Origin of the sequence: Romboutsia weinsteinii, from assembly GCF_002250835.2 — a bacterium.
Taxonomy (GTDB): domain Bacteria; phylum Bacillota; class Clostridia; order Peptostreptococcales; family Peptostreptococcaceae; genus Romboutsia_A; species Romboutsia_A weinsteinii.
Map to the genome: position 1 here is coordinate 1 of NZ_NOJY02000133.1, position 1,691 is coordinate 1,691.

Annotated in this window: 1 pseudogene; it reads left to right on the forward strand. The window is 35.8% G+C overall.

Going from position 1 to position 1,691, the window contains the following annotated elements:
• Positions 1-1,691: pseudogene (locus tag CHL78_RS20105) on the forward strand (DNA-directed RNA polymerase subunit beta'); the annotation flags it as partial.

Here is a 1,691-nt window from a genome sequence, read left to right on the forward strand (position 1 = left end):
GTAAATAATATACTTGCTCCTAAAGATGGTACTCCAATAACTACTCCTTCTCAGGATATGGTTTTAGGATGTTACTACTTAACAATAGAAGAACAAGATTATGCTCCAGGTCATGGTACAATGTTTAAAGACTTTAACGAGTTATTACTTGCATACCAAAACAAGGCAGTACATTTACATTCTAAGGTTAAGATGAGAATAGTTCTTCCTGATGGAAGAAAATCTATGGTTGAAAGTACAGTTGGTAGATTTATCTTCAACGAAAATGTACCTCAAGACTTAGGATTTGTAGATAGAGATGAAGATCCATTTGGATTAGAAGTTGACTTCTTAGTTGACAAGAAATCTCTTGGAAAAATAATAGATAAATGCTTTAGAAAACATGGAAACACTGAAACTGCTATATTATTAGACCATATAAAAGCTCTAGGATTTAAATATTCTACAGTAGGTGGTATGACTGTTGCTGTTGCAGATATGACAATACCAGAGGCTAAAAAGGCTTTTATAACGTCGGCAGAAGAAAAAGTTGACAAGTATGAAAAAGCATATAGAAGAGGTTTAATATCTAACGAAGAAAGATATGAGAGAGTTATAGAAACTTGGGGTGAAACTACTGAAAAAGTTACAGACGCTCTTATGGCTAACCTAGATAGATTAAACAATATATATATAATGGCTCATTCAGGGGCCAGAGGTTCTAAGAACCAGATAAGACAGTTAGCTGGTATGCGTGGTCTGATGGCCAATGCATCTGGTAAAACAGTTGAAGTTCCAGTTAAGTCTAACTTCCGTGAAGGGTTATCAGTAATGGAATACTTCACATCTTCACATGGTGCTAGAAAAGGTCTTGCCGATACAGCACTACGTACTGCCGATTCAGGTTACCTAACAAGAAGACTTGTTGATGTCAGTCAAGATGTTATAGTAAGAGAAGTTGATTGTGGAACAGTAGATACTACAGAAATCTTTGCTATAAAAGATGGAAACGAAGTAATAGAGGAATTATACGACAGAATGGTAGGAAGATATACTATAGATGCTATAGTAGATCCTAATACTGGTGAAGTTTTAGTAGAAGCAGATTCTATGATACAAGAAGATCAAGCTGAAAAAATAGTTTCAGCTGGAATTGAAAATGTAGAAATAAGAACAGTTCTTAATTGTAAAACTAACCACGGAGTATGTTCTAAGTGTTACGGAAGAAACTTAGCTACAGGTAAAGAAGTTAATATAGGTGAAGCTATTGGTATAATAGCGGCTCAATCTATCGGTGAACCAGGTACACAGCTTACGATGCGTACATTCCATACAGGTGGGGTTGCCGGAGGAGATATAACTCAAGGTCTTCCAAGGGTTGAGGAATTATTCGAAGCTAGAAAGCCAAAAGGTTTAGCTACAATAACTGAAATATCTGGTAGAGTTGAAATAGATGAAACTGGTAAGAGAAAAGAAGTTGTTATAGTACCTACAGTTGGAGAAGAAGAAGTTTATGCAATACCTTACGGATCTAGAATAAGAGTTAAGCAAGGTCAAATGGTAGAAGCCGGAGAACCATTAACTCAAGGGTCTATAAACCCTCATGATATAGTAAGAGTACAAGGTATAGGCGGAGTTCAAGAGTATATAGTTAAAGAAGTTCAAAGAGTTTATAGAATGCAAGGGGTTGACGTTAACGATAAGCATATAGA